18 protein-coding genes and 1 other RNA gene are annotated in these 15,710 nt (G+C 70.0%); 7 read left to right on the plus strand and 12 right to left on the minus strand.

Annotation, left to right across the window (positions count from 1 at the left end; all coding sequences use genetic code 11):
* Positions 1–2 precede the first annotated feature (2 nt).
* From OS889_RS06215 to OS889_RS06245, 7 genes are all read right to left on the minus strand, one after another.
* A complete protein-coding gene (locus tag OS889_RS06215; RefSeq protein ID WP_372388259.1) occupies positions 3–1,034 on the minus strand; it encodes a PhoU domain-containing protein in 1,032 nt (343 codons plus the stop codon).
* A gap of 126 nt (positions 1,035–1,160) precedes the next feature.
* Positions 1,161–2,219: an ATP-NAD kinase family protein gene (locus OS889_RS06220; RefSeq protein WP_372388261.1), complete on the minus strand. Its 1,059-nt coding sequence runs from the start codon at positions 2,217–2,219 to the stop codon at positions 1,161–1,163.
* Positions 2,220–2,475: 256 nt separating this feature from the next.
* Complete coding sequence (locus OS889_RS06225; RefSeq protein ID WP_372388263.1) at positions 2,476–3,174, minus strand: competence/damage-inducible protein A; 699 nt, start codon at positions 3,172–3,174, stop codon at positions 2,476–2,478.
* 86 nt (positions 3,175–3,260) lie between these two features.
* Positions 3,261–4,058 (minus strand): DUF5803 family protein, encoded by a 798-nt coding sequence (locus OS889_RS06230; protein ID WP_372388265.1) that lies wholly within the window; start codon positions 4,056–4,058, stop codon positions 3,261–3,263.
* Between the two features lie 37 nt (positions 4,059–4,095).
* Entirely contained in the window at positions 4,096–4,773 is a 678-nt protein-coding gene (locus OS889_RS06235) for a DUF2110 family protein (RefSeq protein WP_372388266.1), read from the minus strand.
* The gene (locus OS889_RS06240; RefSeq protein WP_372388268.1) at positions 4,773–5,300 is read right to left on the minus strand and encodes a transcription factor; all 528 of its coding nucleotides are present in this window, start codon (positions 5,298–5,300) and stop codon (positions 4,773–4,775) included. Before OS889_RS06240 ends, OS889_RS06235 begins: the two co-directional genes overlap by 1 nt.
* Positions 5,301–5,359: 59 nt before the next feature.
* Positions 5,360–5,929 (minus strand): tRNA (cytidine(56)-2'-O)-methyltransferase, encoded by a 570-nt coding sequence (locus OS889_RS06245; RefSeq protein WP_372388269.1) that lies wholly within the window; start codon positions 5,927–5,929, stop codon positions 5,360–5,362.
* A 165-nt stretch (positions 5,930–6,094) separates the two neighbouring features.
* Between OS889_RS06245 and OS889_RS06250 the strand changes: the two genes are divergently transcribed.
* The 3 genes from OS889_RS06250 (at position 6,095) to OS889_RS06260 (ending at position 9,005) form a co-directional block, all read left to right on the plus strand.
* Entirely contained in the window at positions 6,095–6,847 is a 753-nt protein-coding gene (locus OS889_RS06250; RefSeq protein ID WP_372388271.1) for an SIMPL domain-containing protein, read from the plus strand.
* 87 nt (positions 6,848–6,934) lie between these two features.
* A complete protein-coding gene (locus tag OS889_RS06255; RefSeq protein ID WP_372388273.1) occupies positions 6,935–7,723 on the plus strand; it encodes a DUF2797 domain-containing protein in 789 nt (262 codons plus the stop codon).
* A 127-nt stretch (positions 7,724–7,850) separates the two neighbouring features.
* On the plus strand, positions 7,851–9,005 hold the full coding sequence (locus OS889_RS06260; protein ID WP_372388274.1) for a DUF4382 domain-containing protein: 1,155 nt from the start codon (positions 7,851–7,853) through the stop codon (positions 9,003–9,005).
* A 27-nt stretch (positions 9,006–9,032) separates the two neighbouring features.
* Here OS889_RS06260 and OS889_RS06265 read toward each other — a convergent pair whose 3' ends face one another.
* The 3 genes from OS889_RS06265 to OS889_RS06275 all read right to left on the minus strand — a co-directional run bounded on the left by OS889_RS06265 (position 9,033) and on the right by OS889_RS06275 (position 11,682).
* A complete protein-coding gene (locus tag OS889_RS06265) occupies positions 9,033–10,745 on the minus strand; it encodes an HVO_2922 family protein (RefSeq protein ID WP_372388276.1) in 1,713 nt (570 codons plus the stop codon).
* 125 nt (positions 10,746–10,870) lie between these two features.
* Positions 10,871–11,181, minus strand: an RNA gene (gene ffs / locus OS889_RS06270) — signal recognition particle sRNA.
* A 78-nt stretch (positions 11,182–11,259) separates the two neighbouring features.
* The gene (locus OS889_RS06275; RefSeq protein ID WP_372388277.1) at positions 11,260–11,682 is read right to left on the minus strand and encodes a DUF7548 family protein; all 423 of its coding nucleotides are present in this window, start codon (positions 11,680–11,682) and stop codon (positions 11,260–11,262) included.
* A gap of 109 nt (positions 11,683–11,791) precedes the next feature.
* Here OS889_RS06275 and OS889_RS06280 point away from each other — a divergent pair, with 109 nt between their 5' ends.
* Genes OS889_RS06280 through OS889_RS06290 form a run of 3 tightly spaced genes read left to right on the plus strand, consistent with a single transcriptional unit; the run spans position 11,792 to position 14,421 of the window.
* Entirely contained in the window at positions 11,792–12,946 is a 1,155-nt protein-coding gene (locus OS889_RS06280) for a thiolase family protein (RefSeq protein ID WP_372388279.1), read from the plus strand.
* Entirely contained in the window at positions 12,943–13,338 is a 396-nt protein-coding gene (locus tag OS889_RS06285; protein ID WP_372388280.1) for an OB-fold domain-containing protein, read from the plus strand. The genes OS889_RS06280 and OS889_RS06285 overlap by 4 nt, the downstream gene beginning before the upstream one ends.
* 54 nt (positions 13,339–13,392) lie before the next feature.
* Entirely contained in the window at positions 13,393–14,421 is a 1,029-nt protein-coding gene (locus OS889_RS06290) for an aldo/keto reductase (protein ID WP_372388282.1), read from the plus strand.
* Positions 14,422–14,452: 31 nt separating this feature from the next.
* Here OS889_RS06290 and OS889_RS06295 read toward each other — a convergent pair whose 3' ends face one another.
* Positions 14,453–14,683, minus strand: a complete 231-nt coding sequence (locus OS889_RS06295; RefSeq protein ID WP_372388284.1) for a SelT/SelW/SelH family protein — start codon at positions 14,681–14,683, stop codon at positions 14,453–14,455.
* Positions 14,684–14,772: 89 nt separating this feature from the next.
* On the opposite strand from OS889_RS06295, the gene OS889_RS06300 reads away from it, so the two are divergent.
* Positions 14,773–14,997, plus strand: a complete 225-nt coding sequence (locus tag OS889_RS06300) for a hypothetical protein (protein ID WP_372388286.1) — start codon at positions 14,773–14,775, stop codon at positions 14,995–14,997.
* Between the two features lie 31 nt (positions 14,998–15,028).
* Here OS889_RS06300 and OS889_RS06305 read toward each other — a convergent pair whose 3' ends face one another.
* Positions 15,029–15,709, minus strand: coding sequence for a DUF7546 family protein (locus OS889_RS06305; protein WP_372388288.1), 681 nt, complete (start codon positions 15,707–15,709; stop codon positions 15,029–15,031).
* Position 15,710 lies beyond the last annotated feature (1 nt).

Below are 15,710 nucleotides of genomic sequence, written 5' to 3' on the forward strand. Positions count from 1 at the left end.
TCTCAGCCGATCGTGACGTGTTCGGACTCCTCGTTCAGCGCGAGGTTCGCGGCGATCTCGGCGTTCCGCATCGCGTATTGGGCGGTCTGCTGGAGGCTGACGAGGACTTCCCGGACCTGCAACAGCTCGTTGTTCTCCATCTCCGGGAGATCGTCGAGGATCTCCTGTTCGCGGTCCCGCAGCTGGCGGAACAGCGTCCGGCACTCGACGGTCTTGTCGTAGTCGCGCTCGACGACCGACTGCACCGCCGTCCTGGTGAGTTCGTCGACCTGGTCTGTGAACTCCCGGATCCGCCGCATCGTCCCGGAGTCGATGTCGAGGGTGTGGCCGTCGGCGTCCATTACGATGTTGGCGATGTCCTCGGCGTTGTCGGCGGTGAGTTCGAGGTTCTTCGCCACCGAGCGGTAGCCGATGAGGGGAAAGCCCGATTCGAGGCCGACCGCCCGCGCGAGGTTGGGGTTCTGGTAGGCGGTGAAGATCAGGCGCAGGAGGAGGACGAAGATCTTGTTCGCCTGCCGCTCGCGGTTCAGCGCGCGCTGGGCGAGGTCGGTGTTGCCGTGCGCCAGCGCCTTGACCGCCTCGCCGCGCATCGTGCTGCCGGTGTTCTCCAGCCGTTCGAGGAGGTTGTTCAGCGTGAAGTCCTCGGGATCGACGGAACACCGGATGGCGATCCGGTCGGGCGTCTCCTCGATGACGCCGAGGCCCATCAGCTGGGTCTCGGCCTTGTAGACGGCGTTGATGTGCTCGGAGTCGAGCGCGCCGTCGCTCTTTTCGATGTGGATCACCCGCCGCCCGAGGACGTACTGGGCGACGATCGCGCGTTCGAGCGAGTCGGCGTCGAGGCCGTCGGCGCGGATCGTCGCCGAGGAATCTTCCTGGCTCGCGGACTCGGGAAGGACCGTCAGCGTGCCCTTGCCCCCCATCCGGAGCGAGACCTCGTCGCCCTTCTCGACGTTGTGCTCTTTGGCCCACTCCGCTGGAAGGGTCATCGCCAGCGTCGAGGGGCCCAACCGCTGGACCTTACGTGTCTCCATACGTCTCTACTGGCTTCGACTGACCTTAATTCTCACTATATGCTACTTATATCTATACAAATCTACCGTGGGTGTTAAATGCCGTTGGAAGCGTGTGGACCCTCGGGTCGTCCGGGCGTCCGTCGCTCACGCGATCCGCATCATCCGCCGTTCCACCCGGCCGACGCGGACCTTCGTCCACCCGCGGAGTTCCGCGTCGAGGTCGGGGTCGTCGGTGTCGACCCGGAGTTCGCCCACGGTGTCGAGCTTGGACCTGGAGGCGACGATTTCGAGGTCACAGCGGCGGATCACCGCGGGCGACAGCTGGGGGTTGCCGCGGCCGAACACGAACCCCTGGCCGCCGATCGGCGAGACGACGATGACGTTCTCCTCGCCGAGCGCGTCCAGAATCTCCGACTCGGTGGCATCGAGCGCGAGCACCTCGCCGCCGCGCCACACGTCGACGCCGAGCGGCGAGCCGTCGAAGCCGAGTGCGTCCTTGATCGCGCCGACGGTGCTTCCCGGCCCGAGGACGAAGGTCTTGTCGCTCGCGCGGATGTCGTCGGCGACGCCCTCGGCCAGCGCCTCCACGTTGCCGCCGCCCAGCTGCTTCGAGGACTGCAACTCCTCGGCGACGGGCACGAGCGGGACCGCCCGGAGTTCGGGGTGGACCTCTCCCTCCCGGTAGTCGTCCTCGTCGATGTCCATCACCTCGCGGTGCTCGGTCCGCTCGAACGTCCGGACGACGTGGGCGGCGTCCTCGGGCGAGACCGCGAACACCGACGAGTACACCTTCACGCCCGCGGGCACGCCGAGCATCGGCGTCTCGGTTTCCTCCAGCGCCTCGGCGACGTCCGCGGCGGTCCCGTCGCCGCCGACGAACAGCACGAGGTCGACGCCGGCGTCGACGAACGCGCGCACCGCTCGCTCCGTGTCGGCGGCCGTGGTGTCGTCGCCCTCGGGCGCACCGAGGACCTGCGGGTCGAAGCCGGCCTCGCGGGCGACGTCTCCGCCCATCCCGCCGCCCCAGGTGAGCAGGTCGACGTCGTCGCGGTCGGCGAGCTCCGAGAGCGCCCGCCGCGCCCGGTCGGGGGCCCGCGGCTCGGCGCCGCGGCGGCGGGCCTCCGCGACCTTCCCGTCGGTGCCCTTCAGGCCGACGCGGCCGCCCATCCCGGCGATCGGATTGACGACGAGCCCGATTCGCATACCCGAAGCGAGTGGCGAAGCGCGGAAAAGGCCGCCGGTCGGCGATCGGTCGCGGACCGCCGACCGCGACGCCGGATACTGAACGCTTAAGAACGCCGCCCCGGAAGCGTGTGGTATGCTCCCGCTCGCAATCACCGGCGAACCGTTCCCGATCGCGGAGACCGGTGCGGTCGTGCTGCTCTTGAGCCTCGCGATGGTCGTCGTCTGGATCAGACTGCTCGGCCGCTGATCCCGTCTCGCCGCGTCTCTTCGCCGCCTACTCTTCGTCCGCGGTCAGTTCCACGCGCGCTTCCAGCCACGCCGCCGCGTCCTCGACCTCGTCGGCGTCGGTCGAAGTGAGCTTGATCCGGACCGACTCGCCGGGGTAGCTGCCGACCGTCACCTCGAAGCGCTCGCGGAGCTCGCCGAGGCGGTCGATGAGCTCGCTCTCGGGCTCGTCGACGTCGACGACCGTCGAGTGGGTGCGCTCGCCGGAGAACTCCTCGGCGACGCGCTCGAACATCGCCTTCATCTCGTCGGGGACGCCCGGAAGCACGTAGATCCCCTCGACGACGGCGCCGGGGGCGACGCCCTCGTCGTTCGGGAGCATCCGCGCTCGTGCGGGCAGTTCCGTCGTCCCGTCGACGAGATCGCCCGCGGCGTAGCCGCCCTCCTCCCGCAGCCACCGCTCGGCCTCCTCGTGGGGTTCGACGTCGCGGCCGACGGCGGCGGCGACGGCCTCCATCGTCACGTCGTCGTGGGTCGGCCCGAGCCCGCCGGTCACGACGACCGCGTCGTACTCCGCGCGGTACTCGTTGACGACGCGGGCGATGTCGGCGACGACGTCGGGGACGGTGGTGATCCGCTCGACGCTGACGCCGCGGGCTGTCAGCTGTTCGCACAGCCACGCGGCGTTCGTATTTACGGTGTCGCCGGCGAGGATCTCGTCGCCGACGGTGACGATTGCGACGCGCATACCGACTCCTGGGCCGAGGCGGACAAAAGGAGCGCGGCTCGGTCGAGAGCGCGTGGCCCGGCCGAGAGAGCGCGGCCCGCGCGGCCTCAGCGCATCCCCGGCGGCGGGCCGTCGTCGTCGTCGATCTCGGTCTCGACGTCGATTCCCATCTCCTTGCGCTGCTCCCGCAGCACCTGGATCTGCCGGCGGTAGTACAGCAGGCCGCCGACGCCGACGAGCGCGACGAGGGCGACGATCCCGCCGAAGATGTAGAGGTCCCGCTGGAGGTAGAACTGCACCGAGACCGTCTCGCGGGTCACCGGCTCGTCCCAGACCACGTGGACCCGGCTCTCCTCGTCGATCGACGTCTCGTAGTTCCCGGGCCTGACCTGCCCGAAGACGGGGAAGTCGAGCCGGCGGTCCGGCGGCAACACGACCTCGTAGGTCCCCTCGACGTACGTCGGGAGGGTGAACCGCTTTGGCGTCCCGCCGCTTGTGAACGCCAGCGCCCCGCCGCGCGGCGGCGCGTCCGAGGGCAGCGTGACGATCGTCTCGTCGCGGGTCGTTCTGATCTCGCCGCCCTGGGCGCGGATCTCGCTGCCGGTCACGACGGTCCCGTTCGGATACCGATAGCGGACCGCCTGCACCGAGAGGGGGTTCGTCCCCCCGAAGCCGTCGCGGCGGAACAGTTCGAGGGTCGTGCCGTTCGTCTGCAACACCGCGCGGAACTGCGTGTTCGGCTGGATGGTGACGTGGGCCGTGCGGTTGGACTCCCACGTGTAGTTGGCCGCGGGGTCGCTGTCGATTCGGTCCTGGGGGACGGGGCCGGTCCCGATCCCGAGACAGCCGCTGGTGGCGGCCAGGAGGGCGAGGCAAGCGGTCGCGAGCAGGAGTCGGCGGTTCATAGTAGCCTTCCGTAGTCGATGTGCGTCGTCGGAGCGGTCAGGTCAGGACGCACTTCAGCTCCGAGCGGAGGTACGAGCCGATGCTGGCGAGCAGCCCCGGCGGGTCGGTGTCCGCCGGACAGACGATGCTCTGTTCTAGGAGTCCCAGGCGCTCGACCGTAACGATGTCGGCCGCGTGGCCCGCGCGGTTGACCGTCGCGCGGACCTCGCCCCGCGTGGCGCTGTTGACGTTGACGCGGCCGCTTCCCTCCTCGCGGGTCCACTCGTAGAGGCGGTCGCGCTCGGCGTCGGCGAGGCGCGAGGGCTCGCCGTAGACGAACCGGAGCGGGAGGTGCTGGACGACGCCGAAGCGGTCGCGCACCTGGACGGGCGTGCCCGCGCCGAGCCCCAGTTCCTCGGCGGGGATCCGGATCTCGGTCCCGTTGCCGGCGTCGAGGGTCCAGCCCTCCTCGTCCCAGGATTCGAGCGTGCCGACGTAGGTCTCGCCGGCCTCGAACTCGGGGGTGATCTCGCCCCACGTCTCCGCGAGGGCGTTGGCGGCGACGGTCGCGTCCTCGCCGGAGAGCGCGACGTCGAGGAAGTCGTCCTCGCGGACCTCGACCGTCCAGTCTACGTCGAGGTCGCCGACCTCGTTGTCTATCAGAGAGCCGAAACTGTCGAGCGCGCGCTCGCGGGCGTCGCCGCTCACGTAGCACTTGGTCGCGAGGACGACCATCAGTCGCTGTGGACCTCGACGTTGAGTTCGTCTCTGAGCTCTTCGATGCGGCGCTCCATCGCCTCGACCATGTCGTCGTTGTCCATCGGCTCAAGCGGCGCGCCGGTCTCGGGACACTGGAAGCCCTGCTCCATCGCCTCGGAGAACTCGAAGCGGATGCCAGCGGGCTCGGAGAGGTAGAACTCGTGGGTGCGCTCGTACTCCAGCCGCTCTTCGAGCGCATCGAGCAGCCGCTCCATCTCCTCGCGGAGGTTCTCGGGGATGTTCTCGTAGTGGAACGTCCAGAGGTAGGTGAGCCACCCGGAGTCCTCGTCGCGGACCCGGCGGTACTCCGCCAGGTCGTTCTCGTAGAGAATAAAGAGCGCGCGGCGGACGTCGTTGAGCTCGAGACCCAGCTCCTCGGCGAGCTCCTCGTCTGTCACCTCGCCGTCGGGGGGCGCCGCGGCGACCGGCATCCCCGTCGGCCCGACCAGCTCGTGGAGGTACTTCTGGATGACCGGGTCGTTCAGCAGCTCCTCAAAAGCCATTACGCACAGTTGCGCCGCTCAGTCGTTTTAAAGTTGCGGATGGCGGGGTCGGCGGGCACTCACTCGTCGCCGGCGTCTAGAGCCGCCTCCTCTCCATCCACGTCGACGACGCGCTTGCCCCGCGCCTGCGGGAGCACGCGGCGGTCGGCGCCGGGCCACTCCTGGTCCAGTTCCCGCCCCTCGAACAGCCGGTCGAGAAAGACCGCGAGCCCCGCGACCTCCGAGTGCGGTTGGTTGGTGACGCCGACGTTCCAGTCGGCGTGTTCGTACACCTCGAAGGGCACCTTCTCGCCGCCGACGACCACGAGCAGCGGCCCCTCTCGGTGGGCCGCTCGCACCTCTTCCGCGACGTCCTGGATCCGCTCGCCGTACATCGTCAGGTGGACGACCGCGCCGGGCCACTCCCGGATGGTCGCGTCCAGCTCCGCGGTCAGTTCGACCTCGAAGGGGCCGCCGAACCGCCCCGTGATGTCCGCGACCGTCTCCTCGGACTGCCCGGCGTTGTCCGGGAGGATCACGCGGTCGGCGCCGAGGGCCCGCGCGGTGAGCCCCACGTGGGTCGTCATCCGGTCGTCGCGGCCGGGCCGGTGGCCGTACCGGAGGACGGCCACCTCCGATTCGCCTTGCATACCCCCACCGAGACGGCGTGGGGCTAAGGGGCTTCGGATGGCTCGCTCCCGGTCCCGGTCTCGGTCTCGGACTCGGTCTCGGTCGGCCGTCGGCTCGGCGACCCAAATTCAAACGATCGTTTGAGCCACCACGAAACACTTTGTGTCGGTGTCGAATCGTCGCGTATGCCACGACGCGCACTCGCCGCAGTCGGCGTGGTCGCATTGGTCCTGCTCGCGGGCTGTTCGGGCGCCCTCTCGGGCTCCGCCGCGGACGCTCCGCAGTCCCAGTCCCAGGCTGGAAGCACGATCGAGGTCTCCGGCGTCGGCAGCGCCAGCGGACAGCCGAACCGCGCGGTCGTCCGCGTCGGCGTGGTCGCGACCGCAGACGACGCCGTGACCGCCCGGCAGCGACTCGCCGAGAACGTCTCGCGGATGCGAGACGCCCTCTCGGGGATGGGCCTCACCGACGACCAGGTCACGACCCAGTACTACGACATCGGCCGCGACTACCGGCCGCCGCGGCGCGAGGGCGCGGAGCCGCGGGTCCAGTACCGCGCGACCCACGAGTTCGAGATCACGCTCTCGGACGTCGACCGGGTCGGCGCGGTCATCGACACCGCGGTCGGGAACGGCGCCACGAACGTCGACGACGTCTCCTTCACGCTCGCCGCCGACCGCCGCAAGCAACTCGAACACAGCGCGCGCCAGTCGGCGATGGCCGACGCGCGGCAGAAGGCCGAAACGGTGGCCGAAGCGGCCAACCTCACGATCACCGGCGTCCACGTCGTCCGCGTCGAGGGCGACTCGCCGCGCCCGGTCGACCTCGAATACGCCGCGACGTCGACGCCCGCCGGGAACGTCGGCAGCGACGTCGAGAGCGGTCCGGTCGACGTCGTCGCGACCGTGCAGGTCGTCTACAACGCGACGGCCGCCTGATCGGCGTCGACGGTCGACGGCCGCCGGTCGCACGGTTCCGCCGTCCGAACGGTACGGCTTTTACCCGCCCGCCGCGTAGCCGCGGGCGTGCAGTTCGTCGGCTACGACACGGGCGGTCCGGGGCTCCTCCTCAGCGACGCCTCCTCGGACGATACCGAAACCGATCCCGGGGCGTCCGCCGACGTCGAGTTCGTTTCCTTAGAGTCGGGCACCGAACTCGCCTACTCCCTCGGCGAGCGCCACTGCGCGGGGGCGGTCACCGACGACGGCCACGTCCCCTGTCCGGAGCCGACCGCGCCTCACTGTCCGCAACACGCCTCCACGTGGGTCTGCGCCAAGTGTACGGGCATCTGCCTGAAAGACGAGATGGACTGCGTCGAGCCGCACGCGATCTATCTCGCGGCGTTCGCGCCCGACGCGTTCAAGGTGGGCGTGACGAAGGAGTGGCGCCTCGAAACCCGGCTCCGCGAGCAGGGCGCCGACCGCGGGGCCCTCCTCGCGGTCGTCCCGGACGGCCGCATCGCCCGCGAGCGGGAGGCCGAGATCGCCGAGGAGATCCCCGATCGCATCCGCGTCCCCACGAAGCGCGCCGGCCTCCACCGCGACGTCGACGAGGCGGCCTGGGACGCGCTCTGTTCCGAGTTCGGCGTCGACGAGGACGACCGCTTTCGCTTCTCCTACGGCCTGGACCTCCGGGACCGACCGGTCGCCGAGACGATCGCCACCGGCGTCGTCCGGGGCGTCCAGGGTCGCCTCCTGGTCCTCGATCACGCGGGGAGCACCTACGCCGTCGACCTTCGAGACTTGGTCGGTTACGAGGCCGCGCCGGAGGCGACCACCCGCGACGTGCAGGCCAGCCTGGGCGCGTGGGGATGAGAACGCCGTTAACGGGGCGTTACCGGACCGGGATCTGCTGTACCCGAATTAAACGGCCTAAATCCGACTGAATCCGGTGCCACGACCGTCTGTATAAATGATCGTTCGGCTCCTCCCTCCGAGCGCAATGAACCGCAACGCAATCGCGACCGTCCTCGTCGCGGCGCTGGTGCTCGTCGCCGGCTGTTCGGCCGGCACCACCGGCTCCGGCGGGGACGTCGCGACCGACGGCACCGCCACGGCGATGGAGTCGACGAGCAGCTCCGGCAGCGGCGGCACGGTGAACCTCTACATCAGCGACCAGCGGAACGACATCGACGACTTCGAGCACCTGAACGTCACCATCACGCGCGTCGGCTTGCTTCCGGCGGGCGAGGATGACGCCGACGAGTCCGACGACGCCGACGAATCCGACGAGTCCGAGGACGGTGACGACACCGAAACCGAGACCGAGGTCGACGACGACGCGAACGAGACCGAGACGGAAGTGACCGTCACGTCGGCCGCGTCCACCGAGGAGATGGACGACGGCGAGGACGCCGACGACGAGGGCGAGTCCGAGTGGATCGAATACGAGGTCGACAACCGCACGGTCGACCTGACGCGGCTCAAGGGCGCGAACGCGACGCAGCTGTCGTCGTTCGACGTCCCGAACGGCACCTACGAGAAGGTGTTCGTCTACGTCTCCGGCGTCGAGGGGACGCTCAAGGATGGGAGCGACCAGCGCGTGAAGCTCCCGAGCGGCAAGCTCCAACTGAACTCGGAGTTCACCGTCGGTGCCGGCGAGGAGGTCGACTTCGTGTTCGACATCACCGCGATCAAGGCCGGCCAGAGCGGGAAGTACATCCTGAAGCCGGTGATCTCCGAGTCCGGGACGGACGTCGAGATCGACCGGGTCGACGAGGACGAAGACGACGATGACGACGAGCGCGGCGAGCAGGCGGCCGATCGCCCCGACGGCGAGAGCCGGGCGCTCGACGCCAGCTTCGTCGGGAACGTCACCCGCGGCGAGAACGCGACGCTCAGCGTGACGCGGAACGGGAGCGCGGTCGCGAACGCTTCCGTGTCGGTCAACGACGAGGCGGTCGGGACGACCGACGCGGACGGCACGATCACGTTCCCCGTCCCCGAGGACGCCGAGGAGCTCTCCGTGAGCGTGACGAAAGGCGAGATGGAAGGCGAAGTCGAAATCGAGTTCGAGTCGGAGTCCGATTCGGATTCGGACTCGGAGGCCGGATCCGACCAGGGACAATCGAACGGCCAGCAGACCGCGACGGCCTGACCGCGGACAGTCTGATCGCGGGCGGCCTCAGCCGCCCGACCCGTCCTCCCTTTCTTCTTCGGTCTCCCCGGTAGCGTCGGCGTCGGTGCCGGCGCCTTCCGCGTTTTCTGCGCCGTTGCCGTCGTCTGAACCCTCGCCATCGCCCGCGTCGTCCGCCTCGTCCGCAGATTCGAGCTCCGCGTTCGGCGCGTTCCGCTTGACGCTCTCGACGCCCTCGCGGGCGTTCCGCCGCTCGGCGTAGCCCTGGCCCGAGTCAGCGAGGATGTTCCCGTTGCGGTGGCGGAGTCGCCAGCGGTACTCGCCGCCGCGGTCCTCGTAGATCTCGAAGGCGGCCTCGCCGACGTCGAGCACCCGCGCCTCGGGCGCGTACTCCCGGACGCGGTCGACGGCCTCGTCGGCGCCGCGGGCGTCGGCGTATCCCTGCCCGGAGTCCCCGAGAATCTGGCCGTTCGCCGACTTGAGCCGCCAGCGGTACTCGCCGGCCGCGTCCTCGTACCGCTCGAACGACAGGTCGTCGATCCCCTCGCGGATCCGGTCGATCGCCCGCTTCGCGTCGCGCCGTCGGGTGTAGCCCTCCCCGGAGTCCGCGAGGACGTTCCCGTTCCGGTGGACGAGCCGCCACCGCCAGGCGCCGGCGGCGTCGCGGTAGGTCTCGAACGCCGTCGGGTCGAACCGGAGGTAGTCCGCGCCGCCGACGTACTCGCGGACGCGGTCCATCGCGCGCTTGGCGTCGCGCCGCCGGGTGTAGCCCTCGCTGCTCTCGGCGATCAGATTGCCGTTCTCGTGGCGGAGTCGCCAGCGGTACTCGCCGCCGCGGTCCTCGTAGAGCTCGAACTCGGCCTGGCTTTCGGCCTCCTCGACCGGGTCGAACTCCTCGTCGGCCTCGGGGAGTTCGGACTCGTCTTCGAGGAACAGCACGGTCGCGCCGAGGGCGTTCCGGCGGACGCTCTGCATCCCCTTCTGGGCGTTGTGGCGCGCCGTGTACCCCTCGCCGCTGCTCGCGATGACGTTGCCGTTGCGGTGGCGGAGCCGCCAGCGGTACTCGCCGCCCTGATCCTCGTAGAGCTCGAACTGGGCGCTGCTGGACCGCAGCGACCGCAGCCGCGCCGCGAGGTCGGCCTCGTCGGCCTCGACGCCCGCGACGTCCTCGCGGAGTTGTTCGACCGTTGCCGACAGATCGGCCTCGCGCTCGCGGAGCCGCTCGATCGTCTCCGCCGCCTCGGCCTCCTCGACACCCGCGTCTTCGAGCGCGGTGCGGAGGTCGTCGACCTCCTCACGCAGCGCTTCCCGCTCGGACTCGGCGGCCGCCGTCGCACTCGGGGTCACGAGCGGGACGAACACCCCGGCGGCCGCGATCACGATCGCCCCGAGCGCGTACAGGCCGATGATCCACACCCACCTGGACCGCGTCCACCCGTCGGGGAACGCGATCAGGAACCAGACCACGGCGACGAAACAGACGGCCAGCCCGACGTACGTCAGGCGGGTGGCTCGCTCTCGCAACGGGAGTCGGATGATGGGGCCCGCCAGCACCAGTGCGAGCCCCACCCCGGCGAAGACGATCGCCCACTCCCGGAGCGGGCTCGCCACCCGGCTCGGGAGGAACAACACCAGGCCGAGCACGCCAAGGACGGCCCCGAGAGCGAACAGCCAGTAGCCGCGGACTTCGTCGGTCGTCTCGGGTCGTCCGATTCCCCGTCGATACCACCGCGGAAGCGTGCCGTCGTCCGAATCACTCATTATCGACCACGAGGGATACATCGCCGAGCGAGTAGTTATAGTTCGGGGACAGGTCAGACCGTCGCGGCCGCGGCGCTCGGCGGGCGTTCGACGGAGCCGCGGCTCGGGAGTCGATGCCGAATGAATGGTGGACAGCGGGATTGCCCGGCGTTCCGGCACGGGGAATCCCGGTCGCCTCCTCCACCCCGCGATCCTCCGAGCGACGAACGTCCGTCGGTCCGCTGCTCGCTTCCGCGCCTGACGGGGTACCGACGACGAACCGCGGGAGACCGACCCTGCGGCCGGCGTCCGCTGACCGCCGTCCCCGAAGGACGAGGCTTCGACGTTGGCTTCCGGGGCCCGCGCCGGTCTGACCGGACGCCCCCGGGTTCGGTCCCCGCTGAAGGCCAAAGTCGCGGGTGGAGAGCAGGGCCTAGCTGCCCGACCTAGTCCATCCCGAGGTACGCCGGGGCCACATAAGGGGCTTTCGACTCCTCGATCACCCGATCGACGGACGGCGTGCGGGTGCGGATGGTCAGCTCAGGACCCGTCGGGCGTAGCTGGCGGCCGCGATGGCGGCGACGGCGGCGCCCGTGACGACGACCCACCGGTGGGTCTCCAGCCACGCGTACTCCGCGGGGAAACTGAAGAGGAGCGTCGGGTCGATCGCCAGCGCCCAGAGGAGCGAGAAGAGCACCATCGCGAGCCCGGAGACGAGCGCGACGCCCGAGAGGGTCGCGGGGTCCGACCGCTCCTGGGCGCCCGCGAGGAAGACGACGACGTCGAGCAGCGCGAGCACGCCGACGATCGAGACGCCGATCGGGCCGGCGGCGTAGTACTCCGCGACGCCCGAGCCGGGCGCCGATACCACGAGCGCGGGCGCGAAGACGACCCCCGCGAGCAGGAGGCAGACGACCGCGCCGACCTTCGGCGCGAGGGAGTCGAGGCCGAGGTTCATATCGGCAGTGGGACGGGCGGCGGTGTAAGCGCTTCGAGAGGCGCTCGCGGACCCGAGCGGAACCGACCGAAAGGGAAACGAGTAAGCCGTCGCCCTCTCGTGTCCGACTATGGAGCGCGTAGCGATCATCGGCGCGTCGATGACCCAGTTCGGGCAACGCGAGGAGTGGATCCGCGGGTTGCTCGCGGAGGCCGGAGGCGCCTGCCTCCGGGACGCTGGGGTGTCGGCCGACGCCGTCGACCACCTGTACGTCTCGAATATGGCGAGCGGCGAGTTCGAGGGCCAGACCGGCGTTCCGAACGCCCTCGCACACGACCTCTCGGCGGTCCCCGCCTACACGGCGCGGATCGATCAGACCTCCTCGTCCGGCGGCGCGGGCGTCTACGCCGCCTGGCAGTCGGTCGCGTCGGGCGCCTCCGAGATGACGCTGCTCGTCGGCGGCGAGAAGATGACCCACCGCTCGACGGCCGAGGCGACCGACGTCATCGCCTCGCTCACCCACCCCGTCGAGTACAAACACGGGATCACGCTCCCCTCCTTCGCGGGGCTCACCGCGCGGCACTACCTGAACGAGTACGACGCGCCCCGCGAGGCCCTGGGGAAGGTCGCGGTGAAGAACCACAAGAACGGCGTCGACAACCCTCACGCCCAATTTCAGAAGGAGGTCGACCTCGATACGGTGCTTGAGTCGCCGATCGTGGCCGACCCGCTCCGGCTCTATGACTTCTGTCCCATCACCGACGGCTCGGCGGCGCTCCTCCTCTGTCCCGAGTCGGTCGCGAGGGAGTACACCGACGAGTACGCGGTCGTCTCGGGCATCGGCGGCGCGACAGACACCCACGTCGTCCACGAGCGCGCCGACCCGACGACGATGGGCGGCGTCGTCAACTCCGCCGAGCAGGCCTACGAGATGGCAGATGCCTCTCCGGACGACGTCGACGTGGCCGAACTCCACGACATGTTCACCATCCTGGAGTTCCTCCAGTCCGAGGACCTGGGCTTCTTCGAGAAGGGCGAGGGCTGGAAGGCCGTCGAGGAGGGCGTCACCGACCGCGACGGCGACCTCCCGATCAACACCTCCGGAGGTCTCAAGTCGAAGGGCCACCCGCTCGGCGCCTCCGGCGTCGCGCAGGTCTACGAGATCTACAAGCAGGTCGTCGGCGAGGCCGGCCCCCGCCAGGTCGACGCCGAGACGGGACTGGCCTGCAACGTCGGCGGCTTCGGGAACTGCGTGACGACCACGATTCTGGAGGGACAGGTATGAGCCAGGAGACCGAGGACGCGAGCGACGGACCGACGATGGAGGCGTACCGCTACCCCGACGGGAGCATCACCTACCCGGGCCACCCGTACGGCCCCGGCGGCGAGGAGCCGACCGGGACGGTCGACCTCAGCGAGTACACCGCCGAGGTCGTCACCTGGACGACGTCGACCGCGACGCCGCCGGGCGTCCGCGAGCCGAACACGATCGCCATCGTCGAGTTCGACGTCGACGGCGAGCCCGTTCGGGCGATCGGTCAGGTCACGACCGACGAGGTCGACGTCGGCGACGCGGTCGAGCCGGTGTACTGCGAGGAGCTCCGCGACCCCGAGGCGGGCATCCGCGAGCCCGAGAGCCAGGAGTGGGACGGCTTCCGGTTCGAGCCCGTCGAGTAGGTCGCCGGGACTCCGGCACGCACGCTTTTCACGTCCCCGCGCGTCGGTTCGCGTATGAGTGATCTCTCCTACCGGCGGCTCGGCTCGACCGGCACGAAGGTCTCGGAGCTCTGCTTCGGGACGTGGCGCTTCGGCCGCGAGACCGACGGCGTCGTCGAGACGACGAAGGGCGAGGCCCACGACCTGCTGGACGCCTTTGCGGACCGCGGCGGCAACTTCATCGACACCGCGAACGTCTACGGCACGCCTAGCGGCCGCAGTGAGGAGTGGATCGGCGACTGGCTCGCCGGCCGGGACCGCTCGAAGTACGTCGTCGCCTCGAAGGTCTACTTCGACTTCGATCCCGACGACCCCAACGGCTCGGGGCTGTCGCGGACGCACATCCGAGAACAGATCGAGGGCACCCTCGACCGGCTCGGCACCGACTACCTCGACCTCTACTACATCCACCGCTGGGACGAGGAGACGCCGATCGAGGAGACGCTGTCGACGCTGGACCGCCTCGTCGAGGAGGGAAAAGTGAACTACCTCGGCGCCTCGACGATGGCGGCCTGGCAGCTCACGAAGGCGCTGTGGAAGTCCGAGGTCAACGGCTGGGAGCGCTTCGAGGTCACCCAGCCGCTGTTCCACGCCGGCTACTACGAGGACGTGAAGGAGTACCTCGACGTCTGCGGCGACCAGGGGCTGGCGGTCTGCCCGTACTCGCCGCTGGCCGGCGGCTTCCTCACCGGCAAGTACGAGCGCGCGGACTCCGGCGATCCCACGGACGTGATCGCCCCGGACGGGTCGCGGGCGTCCCTCGACGACCGCTTCAGCGACTACTACCTCTCCGAGCGCGGCTGGCACGTCCTCGATGCGGTCCGCGCGGTCGCCGACGAGGAGGGCGTCTCGCCCGCGCAGGTGGCGCTCCGGTGGCTGATGGACTACCCCGACGCGACCGTGATTCCGATCGTCGGCGCCCGGACCGTCGAACAACTGGAGGAGAACCTCGGCGCCGCTGACGTCGACCTCTCCGACGCCCAGTGGGACCGCATCTTCGAGGCCCGCTACGACGAGGAGGGCCGCCGCTGGGGTCACCGCTGAGGAGCCGCGCTGCCGCTCGCACCCGACCCCGTCAGATCTCGTCGCGCACGCGACGCGTGATCGCGTCGACGTCGTAGTCGTCGTCGGCCTTGTCCCAGACGACGTCGCCGTCGACGGCGACCGTCAGCACGCCGTGGTCGCCGGTCACGAGCGCGACCCGGTCCAGCCGGTCGCCGAACTGTTCGAGCAGGGCGTGCTGGATCTCCTCGGCGCGGTCGAGGAAGCCGCAAGGCACGCAGTATTCGATCTCGATCGCCGTCATACTCGGATTCTCGACGCCGCGGCCTGTTAAGCGCGTCGCGCGTCCCAGGGTCAAGCTTTTGTTAGTCGATACCGTAGCACAAGATTGGTATGTGTTACCACTCCCAGCGGCGGGCCGCGCTGGCCGAGCAGGAGCACGACGCCGAGGTGGTGGCCGACCGAGACCGCACCGCATCCAGAACAGCGGACGACCGCGACGCCCCCGCGGACCCGGACGACTTCGTCGAGATCGACGAGGTCGCAGAGCGCGTCGACGACGCGGCCGACGATCCGGGAGGCGTCGAGACGGAGCCGAAGCCGGTGGGATTCGCCTGAGAGCCTCCCGCCGGCTCTCACCGACCCCTTTTCACCGACGGAACCGGTCGCCGACGACCGGCCGCCAGTACAGGAGCGCGACCGTCGCGAGGAAGACGACCGTCGAGACGTCGTAGGAGAAGTCGAACGCCGCGGCGGCGACCGCCGAACCCCCGCCGAAGACGCCCGACAGGAGCGACGCCACGATCGGCCACGAGCACGACACGCACGAAAAGAGCCCGACGATCCCGGAGACGGCCGCGCCCGCGGCGTCGATCACCGTCGCGTACACGAGGTACGCGAGCGCGAGGTAGCCGACGACGCGCGCGGGCATCAACACGAGGGCGGCCCACGGCGTCGAGACGACTGGCGCGGGGCCCCACCCCGGCGCGAGCGTCGCGATCCGGACGCCGAACTCGCCCGCGCCGGGCCGCATCGCGGTGACGACGACGCCGCCGACGACCGCGAGCACGACGAAGTAAGCGGCGGCGACCGCGACGGCTCGGCGGCGGATCCCCGCGTCGGTCGGCGCGGGCTCGGTCTTCCAGACGGCGAGGACGCCGACGACGATCCACAGCAGGCCGTAGAGCGTGTATCGGGGCTGGACGATCGTGATGCCCGCCGTCAGGAGGTACGCCAGCGCCAGGGCCACGACCGTGTTGGCGACGAGCGCGGCGTGGAGGGCGTCTCGGCCCCGGATTCCGACGCGCGAGGCGGTGTCGGCGAGCGCCATC

It is taken from the genome of Halobellus sp. MBLA0158, from assembly GCF_041477585.1.
GTDB lineage: Archaea > Halobacteriota > Halobacteria > Halobacteriales > Haloferacaceae > Haloquadratum > Haloquadratum rubicundus.

What these genes read in the sequence shown, in the direction of transcription:
- OS889_RS06215 (WP_372388259.1), bottom strand. Translation starts at nt 1,034, where the DNA reads ATGGAGACACGTAAGGTCCAGCGGTTGGGCCCCTCGACGCTGGCGATG.
- OS889_RS06220 (WP_372388261.1), bottom strand. Translation starts at nt 2,219, where the DNA reads ATGCGAATCGGGCTCGTCGTCAATCCGATCGCCGGGATGGGCGGCCGC.
- OS889_RS06225 (WP_372388263.1), bottom strand. Translation starts at nt 3,174, where the DNA reads ATGCGCGTCGCAATCGTCACCGTCGGCGACGAGATCCTCGCCGGCGAC.
- OS889_RS06230 (WP_372388265.1), bottom strand. Translation starts at nt 4,058, where the DNA reads ATGAACCGCCGACTCCTGCTCGCGACCGCTTGCCTCGCCCTCCTGGCC.
- OS889_RS06235 (WP_372388266.1), bottom strand. Translation starts at nt 4,773, where the DNA reads ATGGTCGTCCTCGCGACCAAGTGCTACGTGAGCGGCGACGCCCGCGAG.
- OS889_RS06240 (WP_372388268.1), bottom strand. Translation starts at nt 5,300, where the DNA reads ATGGCTTTTGAGGAGCTGCTGAACGACCCGGTCATCCAGAAGTACCTC.
- OS889_RS06245 (WP_372388269.1), bottom strand. Translation starts at nt 5,929, where the DNA reads ATGCAAGGCGAATCGGAGGTGGCCGTCCTCCGGTACGGCCACCGGCCC.
- OS889_RS06250 (WP_372388271.1), top strand. Translation starts at nt 6,095, where the DNA reads ATGCCACGACGCGCACTCGCCGCAGTCGGCGTGGTCGCATTGGTCCTG.
- OS889_RS06260 (WP_372388274.1), top strand. Translation starts at nt 7,851, where the DNA reads ATGAACCGCAACGCAATCGCGACCGTCCTCGTCGCGGCGCTGGTGCTC.
- OS889_RS06265 (WP_372388276.1), bottom strand. Translation starts at nt 10,745, where the DNA reads ATGAGTGATTCGGACGACGGCACGCTTCCGCGGTGGTATCGACGGGGA.
- OS889_RS06275 (WP_372388277.1), bottom strand. Translation starts at nt 11,682, where the DNA reads ATGAACCTCGGCCTCGACTCCCTCGCGCCGAAGGTCGGCGCGGTCGTC.
- OS889_RS06280 (WP_372388279.1), top strand. Translation starts at nt 11,792, where the DNA reads ATGGAGCGCGTAGCGATCATCGGCGCGTCGATGACCCAGTTCGGGCAA.
- OS889_RS06285 (WP_372388280.1), top strand. Translation starts at nt 12,943, where the DNA reads ATGAGCCAGGAGACCGAGGACGCGAGCGACGGACCGACGATGGAGGCG.
- OS889_RS06290 (WP_372388282.1), top strand. Translation starts at nt 13,393, where the DNA reads ATGAGTGATCTCTCCTACCGGCGGCTCGGCTCGACCGGCACGAAGGTC.
- OS889_RS06295 (WP_372388284.1), bottom strand. Translation starts at nt 14,683, where the DNA reads ATGACGGCGATCGAGATCGAATACTGCGTGCCTTGCGGCTTCCTCGAC.
- OS889_RS06300 (WP_372388286.1), top strand. Translation starts at nt 14,773, where the DNA reads ATGTGTTACCACTCCCAGCGGCGGGCCGCGCTGGCCGAGCAGGAGCAC.
- OS889_RS06305 (WP_372388288.1), bottom strand. Translation starts at nt 15,709, where the DNA reads ATGGCGCTCGCCGACACCGCCTCGCGCGTCGGAATCCGGGGCCGAGAC.